Origin of the sequence: Bradyrhizobium sp. BLXBL-01, assembly GCF_051853025.1 — a bacterium.
GTDB lineage: Bacteria > Pseudomonadota > Alphaproteobacteria > Rhizobiales > Xanthobacteraceae > Bradyrhizobium.
The window spans coordinates 5,852,445-5,869,124 of record NZ_CP182471.1 but is presented as its reverse complement, the minus strand read 5'-3'; the positions used below and the strand labels follow the sequence as shown (position 1 = coordinate 5,869,124).

At 64.2% G+C, this 16,680-nt stretch carries 16 protein-coding genes; 8 read left to right on the top strand and 8 right to left on the bottom strand.

All coding sequences use genetic code 11. The features are described 5' to 3' along the window. The first annotated feature begins 119 nt into the window (after positions 1-119). From ACNJYA_RS27240 to ACNJYA_RS27225, 4 genes are all read left to right on the top strand, one after another. Positions 120-1,025: an SMP-30/gluconolactonase/LRE family protein gene (locus tag ACNJYA_RS27240; RefSeq protein WP_439403476.1), complete on the top strand. Its 906-nt coding sequence runs from the start codon at positions 120-122 to the stop codon at positions 1,023-1,025. 10 nt (positions 1,026-1,035) lie between these two features. Beyond that, on the top strand, positions 1,036-1,875 hold the full coding sequence (locus ACNJYA_RS27235; RefSeq protein WP_439401027.1) for an aldo/keto reductase: 840 nt from the start codon (positions 1,036-1,038) through the stop codon (positions 1,873-1,875). A gap of 187 nt (positions 1,876-2,062) precedes the next feature. Then, the gene (locus ACNJYA_RS27230; RefSeq protein ID WP_439403475.1) at positions 2,063-3,004 is read left to right on the top strand and encodes a DMT family transporter; all 942 of its coding nucleotides are present in this window, start codon (positions 2,063-2,065) and stop codon (positions 3,002-3,004) included. Positions 3,005-3,064: 60 nt separating this feature from the next. Further along, entirely contained in the window at positions 3,065-4,144 is a 1,080-nt protein-coding gene (locus ACNJYA_RS27225; RefSeq protein ID WP_439401026.1) for a zinc-binding dehydrogenase, read from the top strand. Positions 4,145-4,244: 100 nt separating this feature from the next. Here ACNJYA_RS27225 and ACNJYA_RS27220 read toward each other — a convergent pair whose 3' ends face one another. Further along, complete coding sequence (locus ACNJYA_RS27220; RefSeq protein WP_027571162.1) at positions 4,245-4,706, bottom strand: Lrp/AsnC family transcriptional regulator; 462 nt, start codon at positions 4,704-4,706, stop codon at positions 4,245-4,247. Positions 4,707-4,837: 131 nt separating this feature from the next. On the opposite strand from ACNJYA_RS27220, the gene ACNJYA_RS27215 reads away from it, so the two are divergent. Continuing rightward, the gene (locus ACNJYA_RS27215) at positions 4,838-7,201 is read left to right on the top strand and encodes a transketolase (protein WP_439401025.1); all 2,364 of its coding nucleotides are present in this window, start codon (positions 4,838-4,840) and stop codon (positions 7,199-7,201) included. Positions 7,202-7,491: 290 nt separating this feature from the next. Beyond that, positions 7,492-8,922 (top strand): aldehyde dehydrogenase family protein, encoded by a 1,431-nt coding sequence (locus tag ACNJYA_RS27210; RefSeq protein WP_439401024.1) that lies wholly within the window; start codon positions 7,492-7,494, stop codon positions 8,920-8,922. Between the two features lie 264 nt (positions 8,923-9,186). Here ACNJYA_RS27210 and ACNJYA_RS27205 read toward each other — a convergent pair whose 3' ends face one another. Further along, positions 9,187-10,164, bottom strand: a complete 978-nt coding sequence (locus tag ACNJYA_RS27205) for an SMP-30/gluconolactonase/LRE family protein (protein WP_439401023.1) — start codon at positions 10,162-10,164, stop codon at positions 9,187-9,189. A gap of 90 nt (positions 10,165-10,254) precedes the next feature. Here ACNJYA_RS27205 and ACNJYA_RS27200 point away from each other — a divergent pair, with 90 nt between their 5' ends. Further along, complete coding sequence (locus ACNJYA_RS27200) at positions 10,255-11,079, top strand: NAD-dependent epimerase/dehydratase family protein (RefSeq protein WP_260382753.1); 825 nt, start codon at positions 10,255-10,257, stop codon at positions 11,077-11,079. 68 nt (positions 11,080-11,147) lie between these two features. Here the strand turns inward: ACNJYA_RS27200 and mddA are convergent, their stop codons facing one another. From mddA to ACNJYA_RS27180, 4 genes are all read right to left on the bottom strand, one after another. After that, complete coding sequence (gene mddA / locus ACNJYA_RS27195) at positions 11,148-11,921, bottom strand: methanethiol S-methyltransferase (protein ID WP_439401022.1); 774 nt, start codon at positions 11,919-11,921, stop codon at positions 11,148-11,150. Between the two features lie 72 nt (positions 11,922-11,993). Beyond that, a complete protein-coding gene (locus ACNJYA_RS27190; protein ID WP_212254798.1) occupies positions 11,994-12,251 on the bottom strand; it encodes a hypothetical protein in 258 nt (85 codons plus the stop codon). 75 nt (positions 12,252-12,326) lie between these two features. Next, a complete protein-coding gene (locus tag ACNJYA_RS27185; RefSeq protein ID WP_439363856.1) occupies positions 12,327-12,500 on the bottom strand; it encodes a hypothetical protein in 174 nt (57 codons plus the stop codon). A gap of 52 nt (positions 12,501-12,552) precedes the next feature. Then, the gene (locus ACNJYA_RS27180) at positions 12,553-12,858 is read right to left on the bottom strand and encodes a nickel-binding protein (protein WP_172783975.1); all 306 of its coding nucleotides are present in this window, start codon (positions 12,856-12,858) and stop codon (positions 12,553-12,555) included. Between the two features lie 157 nt (positions 12,859-13,015). On the opposite strand from ACNJYA_RS27180, the gene ACNJYA_RS27175 reads away from it, so the two are divergent. Next, positions 13,016-14,809, top strand: coding sequence for a winged helix-turn-helix domain-containing protein (locus ACNJYA_RS27175; RefSeq protein ID WP_439363855.1), 1,794 nt, complete (start codon positions 13,016-13,018; stop codon positions 14,807-14,809). A gap of 49 nt (positions 14,810-14,858) precedes the next feature. Here the strand turns inward: ACNJYA_RS27175 and ACNJYA_RS27170 are convergent, their stop codons facing one another. Then, on the bottom strand, positions 14,859-15,422 hold the full coding sequence (locus ACNJYA_RS27170; RefSeq protein WP_439363854.1) for a hypothetical protein: 564 nt from the start codon (positions 15,420-15,422) through the stop codon (positions 14,859-14,861). Between the two features lie 34 nt (positions 15,423-15,456). Beyond that, a complete protein-coding gene (locus ACNJYA_RS27165; RefSeq protein WP_439401021.1) occupies positions 15,457-16,632 on the bottom strand; it encodes a TAXI family TRAP transporter solute-binding subunit in 1,176 nt (391 codons plus the stop codon). Positions 16,633-16,680: the final 48 nt, after the last annotated feature.

Sequence of the window (16,680 nt, the reverse complement as noted above, 5' to 3'; positions counted from 1 at the left end):
CAGCTCGTCCGGGACACGAGAGCGACGTGGACGCAGCCATGCCGCCCGCGCCAATCGACGCGCCCTCGATTGTGCCCTATGCTGCCGCGGCTTCTTCCCCAGCACCCACAACAACAATGATGTACTTGGAAACGCCGCCGCGCCTGATCGAGACCAGGCTGTTCTCGGCAATGCCCGACAAATTTCGCCGCAAGGGCGTGCGAACCGATTGGGCCGATGCCAACCGGCCGAATATCCCGACCGACAGTTTCATCGAGGGGCCATCCTTCGACAAGGACGGCCATCTCTACATCGTCGACATTCCGTTCGGCCGCATCTTTCGCATCGCGCCCGACGGTGACTGGTTGCTCGTGATCGAATATGAGGGCTGGCCGAACGGGCTGAAGATTGCATCCGACGGACGCATCCTGATCGCCGACTATAGGCATGGCATCATGGAGCTGGATGCCGAAGCCGGCCGCGTCAAGCCGGTCCTGACCGGGCGCAATTCGGAATCGTTTCGTGGCTGCAACGATCTGCATCTCGCCTCCAACGGCGATATCTATTTCACCGATCAGGGCCAGACCGGCCTGCACGATCCGAGCGGGCGCGTCTACCGACTTGCTCAGAACGGCCGGTTGGATTGCCTGCTCGACACCGGCATCAGCCCCAACGGTCTGGTGCTCGACCCGACCGAAACCGTGCTGTTCGTCGCGATGACGCGCGACAACGCGGTGTGGCGGCTGCCGTTCATGAAGAACGGCAGCGTGTCCAAGGTCGGGCGCTTCTGCTCGCTGTTTGGCACCAGCGGCCCCGATGGGATGACCATGGATGCGAAGGGCCGCCTGTTCGTCGGCCATGCCTCGCTCGGGCACGTGTTCGTGTTCGCGCCGAACGGCGAGTTGATCGCGCGGATCAAGTCGTGTGCGGGACCGAACTGTACCAATGTCGCGATCGGTGGTGCCAACAAGGACCGTCTCTATATCACGGAGTCCTCGACCGGCAGCGTGCTGGTGGCCGATATCGGCGGGCTCGAAAGCATCTGAAGGAATAGACATGAACACGAAGCCCTTCGGCAAGACCGGCGCCAACGTCTCCGTGATCGGACAGGGCACCTGGTATCTGGACCACGGCGACCGCAAGCGCGCGATCGCGGCGCTTCAGCGCGGGCTCGATCTCGGCATGACCCACATCGACACCGCCGAGATGTATGGCGATGCCGAGCTCGTCATTGCGGATGCGATCGCAGGCCGGCGCGATGAGGTGTTCCTCGTCTCGAAAGTGCTGCCGAGCAATGCCTCGCGCCGCGTCACCATCACCGCCTGCGAGCGCTCGCTGAAGCGGCTGAAGACCGATCGGCTCGACTGTTATCTCTTGCACTGGCGCGGCTCCTATCCCCTGGAGGACACCGTCGCTGCGTTCGAAGAGCTGGTGCAATCAGGCAAGATCAAATCCTGGGGCGTCTCCAATTTCGATGCCGACGATCTCGACGAGATTCTCGACGTCTCAGGCGAGGGCCGGATCGCCTGTAACCAGGTGCTCTATCATCTGAAAGAACGTGCGATCGAGCATGCGGTGATCCCGTGGTGCGAACGGCACAATGTCGCCGTCGTCGCCTACTCGCCGTTCGGCCACGACGATTTCCCGTTGAGCAGCAGCAAGGGCGGCGCCGTGCTGGCGCGCATCGCGGAGGCGCATCGTGCGACGCCGCGTCAGGTCGCGCTGAGCTTCCTGACCCGTGCGACTACGGTGTTCGCGATTCCGAAGGCCTCGTCCGCGGAACATGCCGGCGAAAATGCGGCGGCAGGCGATCTCGTGCTGACGAAAGACGAGGTTGCCGCGCTCGATGCAGCGTTTCCGCGCGGACCGAAGCCGCGCGGCTTGCCCATGCTGTAGTGCACAACGGGCAATATTAACGGAGCATTGACGCGCGCGGCGGCCTGCGCATATCGGCATCCTGTTTTCGGAAGTTGTGAACGCGGGGCATTTGTCGTTTTTTACGGCTGTTCTCGATTCGCATTTTGCCCGGGTTCCAGCCGTGACACCGCCGCCCGCCGCAGCCGCAAGGCTCGACGTTATTCCCATGCCTGTGCCGGAGAAGAAGCAGCAGGCTCGCCGCGCGCCTGCGCGCGTCGATCATCCCTTCAAGGGCATCGCGCTGATCCTGCTCTCGACGGTGTTTCTCGGCTGCTCCGACGTCACTGCGAAATATCTCTCGACCAGCCTGCCCTCGATCGAGATCACCTGGATCCGGTTCCTCACCTTCACGCTGCTGTTCACGCCGGTGATGCTGCCCGCCTCGCCGTACTATGCGATGCGCACCAAGCGTCCCGGCCTGCACGTGATGCGCGGGGCGGCACTGCTCGGCTCCTCGCTGTTCTTCATCACGGGCCTCGGCTTCCTGCCGATCGCGGAGGCCTCCGCCACCGGCTTCGTCGCGCCGCTGTTCGTCACGGCGCTCTCGATCGTGTTCCTCGGCGAGAAGGTCGGCATGCGCCGCTGGCTCGCCACCGCGCTCGGCCTCATCGGCGTGCTGATCATCCTGCGCCCGGGCACCAGCGCGTTTCACCCCGCCGCAGTCTTTCCGTTGGTCTCGGCGGCGTGCTGGGCCGGCACGCTGATCCTGACGCGCATGATGAGCGGACGGGAAGCCGTCGTCACCACCATGGCGTATTCCTCGCTCACCGGCCTTGCCATCCTCACCGCAATCGTGCCGTTCGTCTGGGTGACGCCGTCCTGGACCGCGATCGCGCTCGGCATCTTCATCGGCGTCGCTTCGACCGCGGGCCAGTGGATCGTCGTGCTGGCCTATCGCTATGGCGACGCCTCGGTGCTGGCGCCGTTCTCCTACTCGCAATTGCTGTGGGTCAGCATTCTCGGCTTCTTCATCTTTGGCGAGGTCCCGAGCATCTGGACCATCGTCGGTGCGGCCTTCATCGTCGCCAGCGGCCTCTACATCGCCCATCGCGAGCGCGTCCGCCGCGCTCAGCTCTTGGTGCTGGAAGAGCGCTCCCCGAACGCCTGACGCAAGTTCGCGGGTTCCGCGTCGTGCTATCAATGGCTCCAACGATTAGGGAGGAGCCGGATGCGCGCCGCGATTTTCAGGAACGGTGAGATTGTCGTTGGCCGGATGGCCGAGCCGACGCCGGGCCCCGGCCAGGTTCTGGTCAAGACGCTCGCCTGCGGCATCTGCGGCTCCGACCTGCATGCGCGCCAGCACGCCCACCGCATGGTGGAGATGGCGACGAAGACCGGGCGAAAGCCCATGGACCTCGGCCGCGACGTCGTGTTCGGCCACGAGTTCTGCTGCGAGATCGTCGATTATGGCCCGGGCACATCGCGCAAGCTCAAGCCGGGCACGCACGTTTGTTCGCTGCCCGCGCTGGTGACGCCGCAGGGCATCGAAGGCATCGGCTATTCCAACGACAATGTCGGCGGCTATGCCGAGGCGATGCTGCTGAGCGAAGCGCTGCTGCTCGAAGTCCCCAATGGTCTCGCGCCGGAGCATGCCGCGCTCACCGAGCCGCTGGCGGTCGGCGTTCACGCCGTCGCCAAAGCCAATATCCGTGGCGGCGAGGTGCCGCTGGTGATCGGCTGCGGTCCGGTCGGGCTCGCGGTGATCGCCGCGCTGAAGCTCAAGCGGCTGCATCCGATCGTCGCGGCCGACTATTCGCCGGCGCGGCGCGCGCTCGCCGCCAAGCTCGGCGCCGACATCGTCGTCGACCCCCGGGTGTCGCAGCCTTACGCGACCTGGGCCGAGCACGCGCAGATGTCGGAGGCCGAGAAGGCGGCGCGGCCGCCGTTCCAGGCCATGCTGCCCGCGCTGAAGCCCGCGGTCATCTTCGAATGCGTCGGCGTGCCCGGCCTGTTGCAGCAGGTGTTCGAGGGTGCTCCGCGCGATGCGCGCATCGTCGTGGTCGGCGTCTGCATGGAGAGCGACAGAAGCGAGCCCATGCTCGGCATCATGAAGGAGCTCAACGTCCAATACGTGCTCGGCTACACGCCGGAGGAGTTTGCAGGCTCGCTGCGCCTGATCGCGGAAGGGCAGGTGGATGCGGCTGCGATGGTCACCGCCGAAGTCGGCCTCGACGGCGTCGCAAAGGCCTTCGCCGATCTCGCCAATCCCGAAGCCCACACCAAGATCATCGTGCAGCCGTGGCGGTGACGCTCGTCATTGCGAGGAGCGAAGCGACGAAGCAATCCAGACCTTCTGCCGCAGATGAAGTCTGGATTGCTTCGCTACGCTCGCAATGACGACGGCAGGATCACACCGGCAGCGCGATCGAGTACTTCACCTGGCTGAGCGCAAAGCTCGATTCGATCGAGGCGATGCCGTCGAGGCGGGTCAGCTTGGTCTTCAGGAACGTCTCGTAGGAGGCGAGGTCGGCGGCGACGACGCGGAGCAGATAATCGCGGTTGCCGGTCATCAGATAGCATTCCAGCACCTCGTCCCATTTCGAGATCGCGCGCGCGAAGCGGTTGAGGTCCTCCTCCTTCTGCCGCGCCAGCTTGATCGAGATGAACACGCTGACATGCAGTCCCAACGCCTTCTGGTCGACGGTTGCGACATAACGCGAGATGACGCCGCGCTCCTCCAGGAGCTTGACCCGGCGGTGGCAGGGCGACACCGAGAGTCCGACCTTGTCGGCGAGCTCCTGCATGGTCAGGCGGCTGTCGTTCTGAAGGTGGCTGAGGATCTTGCGGTCGATGGCGTCGAGCTCGGGCATTGGGATGGAACCTGCTCCTGGTCGGATATGTTGGTAAAATATCCCAATATCGGCGGGTATGGCGCGAAAAATTGAGAACTTTGACGCGGCCCGCAGGCGTATGATCGGTGCATATTTCCCGGAGCATCGCCATGCCCGTTGACCCCGCCCGTCTCGACACCCTGACCGCTCTCAGCCGCAAGGCGCTGTGGCTGTCGTCCTGGACCATCCACCACGCCAACCACATCCGCCCCAACGCGGACGGCCTCAAGGTCGGCGGCCACCAGGCCTCGTCCGCCTCGCTCGCCACCATCATGTCGGCGCTGTACTTCCACGTGCTGCGCCCCGAGGACCGCGTCGCGGTGAAGCCGCATGCGAGCCCGGTGTTCCACGCCATCCAGTACTTGTTCGGCCGGCAGAGCCGCGAGAAGCTGGAGAACTTTCGCGGCTTCAAGGGCGCGCAGTCCTATCCCTCGCGCACCAAGGATGTCGACGACGTCGATTTCTCCACCGGCTCGGTCGGCCTCGGCGTCGCACAGACGCTGTTCTCTTCGCTGGTGCAGGATTACGTCAAGGCGCATGGCTGGATGAAGGATCGCCGCGAGGGGCGGATGATCGCGCTCGTCGGCGATGCCGAGATGGACGAGGGCAACATCTTCGAGGCGCTCGCGGAGGGCTGGAAGCACGGCCTGCGCAACACCTGGTGGGTGGTCGACTACAACAGGCAGTCGCTAGATGCCGTCGTGCGCGAAGGTCTCTGGGAAAAGTTCGAGACCATGTTCCGCAATTTCGGCTGGGACGTCGTCATCGTGAAATACGGCCGGCTGATGCGCGAGGCCTTCGCCGAGCCCGGCGGCGAGGCCTTGAAGCGTTGGATCGACAATTGCCCGAACGCGCTCTATGCGGCGCTGTGCTTCCAGGGCGGCGCGGCCTTCCGCAAACATCTGCATGACGAGATCGGCGACCAGGGCCCGATCACGAAACTGATCGACAAGCGCAGCGACGAGGAGCTGCTGGCGCTGATGTCGAACCTCGGCGGCCACGACATGGCGAGCATGCTGGAGGCGTTCGATGCCATCGATCACGACCGCCCCGTCTGCTTCATCGCCTACACCATCAAGGGCGTCGGCCTGCCCTTCCAGGGTCACAAGGACAACCACGCCGGCCTGATGACGGTCGCGCAGATGGAGAAATACCGCGACAGCCAGAACATCCGTCCCGGCCATGAATGGGACAAGTTCGAAGGCCTGTCGCAGGATGCCGCCGAGCTCGAGGCCTTCCTCGCGCGGGTGCCGTTCAACCAGGATGGTCGCCGGCTCACGGCGCCCGTCGTCGAGGTGCCGCAACAGCTCGCGTTCAAGCCGTCGCCGCAGATGTCGACCCAGCAGGGCTTTGGCCTCGTGCTGAACGAGATCGCGCGCAGCGACAGCGAGCTCGCGAGGCGCATCGTCACGACCTCGCCCGACGTCACCGTCTCGACCAATCTCGGCCCCTGGGTCAACCGCCGCGGCTTGTTTGCGCGCGCCGAGAAGGCGGATTTATTCCGCAGCGAGAAAATTCCCTCGACTTACAATTGGGATGCTTCGCCCAAGGGTCAGCACCTCGAGCTCGGCATTGCCGAGATGAACCTGTTCATCATGCTCTCGGCGCTCGGCCTGTCGCACCAGATCAACGGCGAGCGGCTCCTGCCGGTCGGCACGCTCTACGATCCCTTCATCGAGCGCGGGCTCGATGCGCTGAACTATGCCTGCTACCAGGACGCGCGCTTCATGGTGGCGGCGACGCCGTCCGGCCTCACGCTCGCGCCCGAGGGCGGGGCGCATCAGTCGATCGCAACGCCCTTGATCGGCATGGCGCAGGATGGGCTCGCCTCGTTCGAGCCGGCCTTCGTCGACGAGCTCGCCGTGATCATGGCTTACGGTTTCGAGCACATGCAGCGCCATCCGGGCGAGGGCGGCTCGGTCTATTTGCGGCTCTCGACGCGCGCCATCGAGCAGGCGCAGCGGATCATGACTCCGGAGCTGCGGCAGGGCATCACCGATGGCGCCTATTGGCTGCGCAAGCCGGGGCCGAATGCCGAGGTCGTGATCGCCTATACCGGTGCGGTCGCGCCCGAAGCGATCGAGGCGACCGGCTTCATCGGCGAGAGCCGCCGCGACGTCGGCCTGCTCGCGATCACCTCGGCGGATCGCCTGCACGCGGGGTGGACCGCAGCGCGAAAATTGCGGCGCGACCGCCGCGGCGTGCAGCATCTCAGCCACATCGAAAAGCTGCTGGCGCCGCTGCCGCGCGACTGCGGCCTCGTGACCGTGATCGACGGCCATCCTGCCGCGCTCGGCTGGCTCGGCAGCGTTCGCGGCCACCGTGTCGAGGCGCTCGGTGTCGAGCAGTTCGGCCAGACCGGCAGCATCGCGGACCTTTATCGGCACTACGGCATCGACGCCAACGCCATCATCGATGCGGCCGAAAGCCTCACCACCGGCGCGCCGGTGCTGCATCGGAAGATGGCGGTGTAGCGGAGGTAACTGCCTCGTCATTCCGGGGCGACGCGCAGCGTCGAGCCCGGAATCCATAACCACGATCGGGAGTATGGATTCTCAGGTGCGCAATTGCGCACCGTAGCCTGCGCCAAAAGGCGCGTCCCGGAATGACATCCGAGGGAGCCTTGCCACGTTCCCGCCATCGGCTCATATAACCTCCATCCGCCGCAACGCTGGTCCCGCATATGGCGGGTTCAATTGCCGGCGCTTTCGTGCAAGGATGCCTGCCGAAACGCCCCCTCCAAGCCCCCAAGAAGAGGTTAACGATGGTCAATCGCATGCAATTCTACATCGACGGCGCCTGGGTCGATCCCGCCGTCAAGAAGTCCACCGCCGTGGTCAATCCGGCGACGGAAGAGGCGATGTACGAGGTTGCGCTGGGCTCCAAGGCCGACGTGGACAAGGCGGTTGCCGCCGCCAAGCGCGCCTTCGCGACCTTCTCCCAGACCAGCCGCGAGGAGCGCGTCGCGCTGCTCACCAAGGTCATCGAGGTCTACAAGGGCCGCCTCAAGGAGATCGGCGCCGCCGTCTCCGACGAGATGGGCGCGCCGCTGCCGATGGCGGAGAAGCTGCAGGCCGGCGCCGGCCTCGGCCATCTCATGACCACGCTCGACGTGCTCAAGAACTATCATTTCGAGGAGCCGGTCGGCACCGCCATGGTGCTGCGCGAGCCGATCGGCGTGGTCGGCATGATCACGCCCTGGAACTGGCCGCTGAACCAGATCGCCTGCAAGGTCGCGCCCGCGCTCGCCGCCGGCTGCACCATGATCCTGAAGCCCAGCGAGTTCACGCCGACCTCGGCGCTGATCTTCGCGGAAATCCTCCATGACGCCGGCGTGCCGAAAGGCGTGTTCAACCTCGTCAACGGCCTCGGCCCCGAGGTCGGCGCCGCCATGAGCGAGCATCCCGATATCGACATGATCTCGTTCACCGGCTCGACCCGTGCCGGCATCGACGTCGCGAAGCGCGCGGCGCCCACCGTGAAGCGCGTCAGCCAGGAGCTCGGCGGCAAGTCGCCGAACGTCATCCTCGAAGGCGCCGACCTCACCAAGGCGGTGACCGGCGGCGTGATGCACATGTTCAACAATTCCGGCCAGTCCTGCAACGCGCCCTCGCGCATGATCGTGCCGCTCTCCAAGATGAAGGAAGTCGCCGCGATCGCGAAGGCCGTCGCTGACAAGACCAAGGCTGGCGATCCGCGCGGCGAAGGCACCACCATCGGCCCGGTGGTCAATCGCGGCCAGTGGGACAAGATCCAGGGCCTGATCAAGAAGGGTATCGACGAGGGCGCAACGCTCGTCGCCGGCGGCCCGGGCCTGCCCGAAGGCGTCAACAAGGGCTTCTATGTCCGTCCGACCATCTTCGCCGACGTCACCCCCGACATGACGATCGCGCGCGAGGAGATCTTCGGGCCGGTGCTGACCATCATCGGCGCCAAGGACGAAGCCGACGCGGTCAAGATCGCCAACGATACGCCGTATGGCCTCGCCGGCTACGTCACCGGGGCGACGGTCGAGGACGCCAAGCGCGTCGGCCGCCAGATCCGTGCCGGCAACGTCAACCTGCAGGGCGTGCCCAACGACCGCACCGCGCCGTTCGGCGGCTACAAGCAGTCCGGCAACGGCCGCGAATGGGGCAAGTTCGGCCTTGAGGACTTCCTCGAAGTAAAGGCCGTCGCCGGCTTCAACGCGGCGTAAGCGCGTCACGAAAGCAGACACAACGCCGGAGTGGGAAACCGCCCCGGCGTTTTTTCGTTTCGTCATTGCGAGCGAAGCGAAGCAATCCAGAATCCTTCCGCGGAGACAGTCTGGATTGCTTCGCTTCGCTCGCAATGACGCAGGAGAGATCTCGTAGGGTGGGCAAAGGAGCGTAAGCGACGTGCCCACGATCGCGCGACGAACAAGAAATGGTGGGCACGCTTGCGCTTTGCCCACCCTACGAGACCGTTGCTTGCGGCGAGCCTATCCCCCCAGCGCCCCCTGCGTATTCACATACAGCGCATAGATCGACTGGCTCGCGGCCATGAACAGGCGGTTGCGCTTGACGCCGCCGAAGCAGACGTTGGCGCAGCGCTCGGGCAGGGCGATGCGGCCGATCATGACGCCGTCGGGGGCGAACACCACCACGCCGTCGAGCTCGGGATCGCCCATACCCCAGCCGCACCAGAGATTGCCGTCGATGTCGCAGCGCATGCCGTCGGGCGTGCCCGGCCCGGCATCGATGTGGACGCGCTTGTTCGAGATCGTGGTGCCCTCGGGCGAGACGTCATAGGCGAGGATCTTGCGGTTCGGCACACCGCGCGATTCCACGACATAGAGGATCTTCTCGTCCGGGGAAAAGCACAGCCCGTTCGGCCCGAGCACGCCCTCGGCCACGATCGTCGCCTTGCCGGTCTCGGGATCGAGCCTGTAGACGTTGGGCTCGATCTCGGGCTCGGCCTTGTAGCCCTCGTAATTGCCGAGCAGGCCGAAGGTCGGATCGGTGAACCAGATCGAGCCGTCCGATTTAACAACGACATCGTTCGGCGAGTTCAACCGCTTGCCGTTGAATTGATCCATCAGCACGGTGATGCTGCCGTCATATTCGGTGCGCACCACGCGCCGGCCGCCGTGCTCGCAGGTGACGAGCCGGCCCTGCCGGTCGCGCGTGTTGCCGTTGGCAAAATTCGAGGGCTTGCGGAACACGCTGACCGCGCCGGTCTCTTCCTCCCATTTGAGGATGCGCTGGTTCGGGATGTCGCTGCACAGGAGATAGCGCCCGTCACCGAACCAGACCGGCCCCTCGGCCCAACGCAGGCCGGTCGCCAGCCGCTCCACCGCCGACAGCTTCAGCCAGTATTTTTCGAAGCGGGGATCGAGTGCACGGATCGCCGGATCGGGATAATAGCTCGCCGGCCGCCAACCTGGCCGCTCCTCGGTGTGGGACGATGCCTCATTCATGCCGGTTCTCTCGTTTCGTTCCCTCTGGACAATCCTGCTATCATTAGAGACACGTGACCGCAAATTCGGTCACTAACGGTGAGGGACAACATGCCGCGTATTTTGATGACGGGAGCTTCGGGCGGAATCGGCACGAGCCTGCGGAAACTGCTGCCGCCGATTTATCCGGATCTCCTGCTCTCCGACATCAAGCCACCGGCCGATCTCGGCGCGAACGAGCAGTTCAAGGCCGCGGACCTCGCCGACCTCGCGCAATGCGAGGCGATCTGCGAGGGCGTCGACGGCATCCTGCATTTCGGCGGCTATTCGGTCGAAGGCACCTGGGATCAGATCCTCCAGGCCAACATCATCGGCGGCTACAATCTGTTCGAGGCGGCGTACCGCAAGGGCGTCAAGCGCGTGGTGTTCGCCTCGTCGAACCACGCCGTCGGCTTCTATCCGCGCCACCACAAGATCGGCACCGACGTCACCCCGCGTCCCGACGGCCGCTACGGCGTCAGCAAGGTGTTCGGCGAGGCCGTCGGTGCGCTCTATGCCGACAAGCACGGATTGAAGGTAACTTGCCTGCGCATCGGCAATTTCGGCGACATGCCGCTCGACCAGCGCCGGCTCTCGATCTGGCTCAAGCCCGACGACCTCGTGCAGCTCTGCCGCATCGGGCTCGAGCATCCCGACATCCATTTCGAGATCTTCTACGGCGCCTCCTTCAACGAGCGCGCCTGGTGGGACAACCACCGCGCCTACGAATTCGGCTATCGCCCCACGGGCCGCGCCGAAGATTTCCGCGAGCACGCCATGGCCGAGCAGGCCAAGCTGAAGCCGGATCCGGTCGGCGATTATTTCCAGGGCGGCACGTTCTGCAGCATGGAGTTCGACGCCGATCCGAGCCGGGTCATCGATTGGAATAAGCGCTAGGGAGCGTGCGACATGGCGAGAGCGGCCGAAGCTCTGCTTGGCCGCTCAAACCGTAGGTTCGCGCCGGATCAGAACAGGCCCGGGATCAACATCGCCACCTTCTCCCTGTAGTGCCGGTACTGATCTCCGAACAGAGTGACCAGGTCGCGCTCCTCCAACCAGATGCCGACGAAGATGTAGGCCGTCGTCACCATCGCGAACAGCAGGTGCCCGAGCGTCATGGTCGGCGTCGACCAGAACGCGATGATGAAGCCGAGATAGATCGGATGCCGGACCAGGCGGTAGAGTCCCGGCGTCCTGAACTTCATCGGCTCGGCGAGCCTACCTGCAAAGTGGCCGACGACTTGCGTCAGTCCGAACAACTCGAAATGGCTGATCAGGAACGTGCTGTACAGCACGATGAGCCAGCCGGCGAAGCTGCCGGCGACCGCGGCGTAGGCTGCCATAGGTGTCTCCATCTCCCAAACGATGGCGGTGATGGGACGCCATTGCCAGAACAGCAGGATCAGGCTCAGGCTTGCCAGCAGCACATAGGTGCTGCGCTCGAGCGCGGGCGAGGCGAAGGCGGCGAACAGCTTCTTGAAGCCCTGGCGAGCCATGCCGCTGTGCTGGACGGCAAAAAGTGACATCAGCGCGAGGTCGATCATCAGTGCCTGTCCGATCGAGCCCGCCGCGCCGCCGTCGATCGTCTTGGGCACAACGAACTGCGTCATGAAGCCGACGGCGTAGAGAAAGGTCCCGAAGGAGATCAGATACGCGAGGACGCCATAGCCGAGCACGAAGCTTCGTGCCGCGAACGAGCTTGCCGTCTGAGTAGGTCCGTTTTGCATGGTGATGGACATGATAGATCTTCCAGTTCAGGGGTGAGGGATTGAAGCGGCTGTTTCAACGGGCGGTGTTCACCGCCGCCTTCGTCACGTTGCAAAGGCTGTTGGAACCGTTGCGGCCTTGCATTTGCCTGGGCTTTTCTGGACCGTTGCGCCGCCGCTCACGCCATCGGTGCGATGGTCGCCGAGCGTCGTTGCAGCCGAAGCCAGAACGAGCGACATCATGACGGCACCGACCGTCCCGATCGCCAGCGCGGCGGTTCTGGACTTGAAATTTCCGAGCCTGAAAGTCTTGGAATCGGAGGTCTTGGCTTCGGAAGCGTCGGATGGGAAGAAGAAGTTCATGACTATTTCCTCGAGTTGAAATTGTCGCGGGGAATGCAAATCTTCCGACGTTGACTCGGGTCTCGAGCCGTGTCGTCACCGTTGGTCATGGTCGCCGCTACCCTTCGCGAACTGCATTGCGGCCTTCTCGCGGTTCGCCAGCATGCTGGCGACAGACCGATTGATGAGCCGGCGAAGCCGCAGCAGGATGCCGGCGAGATATCGCTGCGAGGGGCTCAGTGCGGGCGGCGCCTGAGACTGAATGGACATTTCTCATCCTTTCAGGGAAGCACGAGTTGAGGACGCCGCCCGCGCTGATCTGCTATTCGGCGGCGGCCGTCTGCGGGGTGGGATCGCCGCGAACGACGACGGTCGTGGCGACCTTGTAGAATTCCTCGCCCGGCATGCCGACGCGCCGTGCATGCTCGCGGATCGACTCCCCGTCGCGGGCTTCATAGATGCAGAAGGTGCCGATGCGGCCGTCGGCCTCATGGACCACATAGCTGCGGATCCAGCGAACGCGATCGGACATCTGCTCGTTGCCGATCCGCGCGGACTTCGCGCCTGCGGCTTCCAGTTCGCTCAGGTTTGCCCAGGCGCTTGGACGGCGGATGACATAGAGTTCCATAAGGTATCTCCTCGGGGTTGATGCTGCTGCCAGTCGGTCGTCGTGACCGAAGGCCATGAGGAGCTATAGGCGTCGCCGGCGCTGATCGTCCTGACCAGGGCCTGATCATTGCCTGATCCTTGTCTGAACCTTTTCCGTCTCTCCCGGACATAACGATATGACCCTCAGGTTTGGACCCTTCGAACTCGACGAAGCGGGCCGCGCGCTTATTCATGCGCAGCGGGAAGTCGCGTTGCAGCCGCGCGTGTTCGATCTGCTGGTCTACCTGACGCGTAACCGGGACCGGGTCGTCACCAAGGAAGAGCTGCTCGATACCCTCTGGCCTGACGTAACCGTCACCGACAACTCCTTGCAGCGGGCGGTGAGCATGCTGCGTGGCGTGCTGCGCAAGGGTGGCATGGATGGCGCCATCCGGAACATGCCGGGCAGGGGATATCGTTTCTGCATCGACGGCGGATCGGAGCCGCGGGTTGCCGTTCCCGAGACGACGGACGGGCAAGCCCCGGACGTGTGGGTGCAAGCGCAGCGCGCCGCTGCTGCGCAAGCCTGGGACGAAGCCGCAGCGCTGTTCGAGGCGGCCGATACGATCCGACCGCTCGATGGCGCTGATTTGCACCAATGGGCGCTGGCCTTGCAGTGCACCGGCAAGGCCGATGCGGCGCTGCCTATCCTGGCTCGCGCGGTCTCCGCCCACACCAAGGCCGGCAACGTGTCGCTGGCCGTCATCGATGCAGTCACACTCTCCTGCTTGCACTTCGAGCGCGGCCAGGCGGCGATTGCCAAGGGGTGGCTGGCGCGGGCGGAGGATTGGGCCTCCGAGATCGAGGATCCCGCCACGACTGCGCTGACTCTCTGGATGAAATCGAAGGTCGCCGCGTTCGACGGCGAGCCTGAACAGGCGCTTTCGCTTGCCGATGCCGCGTACAGCACGGTCCGGCACAGGGACGCTGTTGGCATCGAGGCGCTGAGTCTGGCTTATCGCGGGTTCTACCGGCTGTGTCTCGGCGATACGCGCGCAGGACTGGCGGATCAGGACCTCGCCGCTACGATGGCGCTCTCCAGCGGCGATATCGATCCGATCGTCGGAGGCATCCTCTACTGCAACATCCTGTGGGCGGCGCGGATGTTCGGAGATTGGGCGAGGGCCGACCAGTGGACGCTCGGCTATCAGAAATATTGCACCGAGAGCGGGATGGAATTGACCGGCTCCTGTCAGCTTCATCGGTCAGAAGTCCTTGGCGTCAGGGGCTCGCTTGGCGAGGCCTTGTCGCGCATTCAGGATTCGCTGGCACGGCTGACCAGCGACGCGCCATGGGCGATCGGCGATGCGAATCGCGTGCTGGCAGACGTCCAGGCTGCGATCGGCAATGACGACGCCGCGCTCGAAGCTTACGAAAAGGCCTATGCTCTCGGCTGGTGCCCGGAGCCCGGCCACGCCATGCTTTTGCTGGAACGTGGCGAGGCTGAAGCCGCCTACACCAGTCTCGAACGCAGCTTGATCGGAAAGACCTGGTGGACCCTGCAGCGCCGAGGAATATTGTTCGCGCATCTGGCGCTCGCCGCCGCGCATACAGGCCGCCATCAGCAGGCCCTGGAGCTGATCGAAGAGCTTTCCGGAAGCCCGGACCGATGGCCGATGCCCTCGATCCGGGCATTGACGAACGAAGCGCAGTCGGTTCTCGCCGATGCGCGTGACGAGTACGACTCTGCGCTGCGGCATCTGCACCTGGCCCGGCAGCTATGGTCGAGCATCGACGGGCGAGTGCAGGCGGTCAGGCTGAGACTCCGGATCGCGAAGCTGCAATTGGCGCATGATGACGTTCGAGGCGCTTCAGCGGAAATTCACGCAGCCCAGCTGGCGGCCGGCGAACTGGGCTCGCGGAAGTTCGAGGCTGCATGTGCCGCTTTGCGACGCGAGGTCGATACGCGAACGCGAGGACGTGCTGCCTAAGGACGGTCCGTGCTCCGTACCTCGCCTGTCATCGCAGAGGTGTTGCACGTCAATTTGCAACGCGCGCTTCCTGTTTCCTGGTCACATGCCAGAGCACCACGTGATAGTGCGGCACGTCGACTCCGGGGTGACCCGCGTTGAAGTAGAGACTGACGTGGTCAACTGGTGCTGCGGATCCCGCTCCCTCCCATGATTTGTGATCGTCGATGTCCTTGTTCGGGACCATGTACACGGTCGCCACCAGACGATCCCTGCGATCGAAGCACAGGAACGGCCCCAGCGGCAACGTGTCGGGCTTCACGAAAATGATGCCGAGGCCCGGAAAGAACTTTGGGAAATTCACGAGGTCGCTGACCCGCTTGTATCCGTTTTTCTCGGCGACCTTCCGCTGATTGGGCGGCGAACGAACGATGTCGCGCTTCCTGTGCGCCTTGGTGCTTCGGTGAGGGGCTGTCCTGATGCGCTCGGTCGTGCCGGCCGGCGGCGCGTTGGGCGGGGCGAGTGTCTGCGGCGTCGGTGGAAAGAAGGGCGCGAATTGGGCTGCAGAGTGCCGCACGTCGGCGATCAAGGCGAGCAACGCAGCCAAGGCTGCGCTCACAAGCGCGTTGCGCATCGACACCTCCCGACATTTGACTGCCAAATCTTGCTCACTTATCCGGATTGCGTTCTCGCCAGCGCAGGAACTCCCGGAATAAATCTTCCCGGTCGGGCGGATTGGCGGTCGGCTTTCCTTCGAGGAATCTGCCGAACGCCTTGCGAAGAGCGGCCTCGCCGCCGGATTGCTGCTGGAGCCAGCGCTCTGCCGGCCGAAATCGTCGCCATCCGGGGAGCTGCGCGGCCAGGTTCACCTCGCGCCATTTGGGGTGATGTGCGCCAGCTAGGAATTCAGGAAAGCGCGTGAACAATGTCTGGACGAAGAATTCCAGCAACCGAAACCGCTCGCTGCCACTCGGCCAGTTGTAGGCGAAGAGAGCGGATTTGATCGCGATCGTGTCGACGCTTGCTTCGGCGGCGATCACATTTGGGTAGTCCTTATGGCGGAGCGTCGATGGCAGATAATCTTGTTGCAGCAACTCCTTGAGGTAGGGGATTGGCAGGAGGTGAATATTGTCGAGTTGCGAGACCTGCGTCAGGAAGCTGACCGGTTTTCCTGAGACCAGCAGAGCGGCGGAGAGATCTCCCTTCCTCAGACCATCCAGCGCGGCCTCCGGTCCCAAGTTCGACTCGCTGATCTTGATGCCCAGACGGTTCAACACTTCGCGGCCTAGGATGGCGCCGGCACTGCCGTCCTCTCCGAGATTGACCCTCTTTCCCGAAAGTTCCGCCAGGCTTCCGATCTCCGGCCGCGCAAGGAGGTGGAACTCTTCGATATGGAGCGGTGCAATGTAGGTCAGTCTGTCTGAAATGTCCCCGAAGGTCCTTGTCTCCCGGAGCCGGTCGACCAGAACGACGGGCGCGATCGCCACGTCGGCACCTGCGAGGGTGAGCACATCGAGAACGTTACGGATACCGCCGTTTCCCACTATCGGCAGGACCCGTAATGCGACTTGGCCCCGAGGGCCGGTCTCTTGGCCGCCGGCGAGCGTGGTCGCAATGTCCTGAGCGAGCGCGAATTCAGTGCATTGCGGCGTACCGGTCACGAAGCCCACCGTATAGGGGTCCGCAGATCGCCCGGTCTCCTTCCTGGGGGTGCCTTCCTTTCTTGGAGACACTTTCGTGGCTTCGCTCGGAGAAGCCGACAGTCGCTGTTGCGCGAAACAAACCTGGACCTGCCCGCCAAAGTAGGCCGCTGCAATCAATGCGATGAACAAACCGGCCCGCATCGCTCCGCAGACCCTCATTGTTCAACCTGCTCGGTCAGCTCTCGCGTG